Annotated in this window: 1 protein-coding gene; it reads left to right on the top strand. The window is 59.8% G+C overall.

The window, feature by feature from the left end; all coding sequences use genetic code 11:
- Positions 1-66: 66 nt before the first annotated feature.
- Positions 67-622 (top strand): IS630 family transposase (locus DY926_RS15990; RefSeq protein WP_116704256.1); only part of this gene is annotated, 556 nt, incomplete at its 3' end.

The raw sequence follows: 622 nt of genomic DNA, 5'->3' as shown, positions 1-622 counted from the left end.
TAGTCATCTGGAACTGAAATAAGCATCATTATATAATATTCCTGTCGCAATGACGGGAGCAGAACGATGGCGGGACGACAGGCAGGTGAGGTGGTGCTGAGTCCTCATGCGCGGACGTTTCTTGAAGGGCAGGTCCGGCGTCACAAGGCGCCGCGGTCGTTATCGGATCGCTGCCGGATGGTTCTGCTCTGTGCCGAAGGCTTGCAGAGCAAGGAAGTTGCTGCACGCCTGGGGGTGCATGAGCATACCGTCGGCAAATGGCGGCGGCGGTTTGTCGAAGATGGCATCGAAGGCCTGACCGACGAATATCGTGCCGGCCGGCCCCGCACGGTGTCGGATGCGCAAGTTACGCAGGTCATCGAGCGCACGCTGAACACAACGCCCAAAGACGCGACCCACTGGCCGATCCGTTCCATGGCTGCCGAGATCGGCCTGTCGCATACGACCATCCGCCGGATCTGGAGCGCCTTCGGTCTGCAGCCGCATCGGGCCGAAACCTTCAAACTGTCGACGGACCCGCTATTTGTCGACAAGGTTCGGGATATTGTCGGTCTTTACATGTCGCCGCCGAACCGCGCGATCGTGCTGTGTGTCGACGAGAAATCCCAGATCCAGGCACTGG

Origin of the sequence: Komagataeibacter melaceti (assembly GCF_003403295.1) — a bacterium.
Classification (GTDB): Bacteria; Pseudomonadota; Alphaproteobacteria; order Acetobacterales; family Acetobacteraceae; genus Komagataeibacter; species Komagataeibacter melaceti.
Note: the sequence above shows the minus strand (reverse complement) of the source record. Positions and strands in the feature narration are given on the sequence as shown.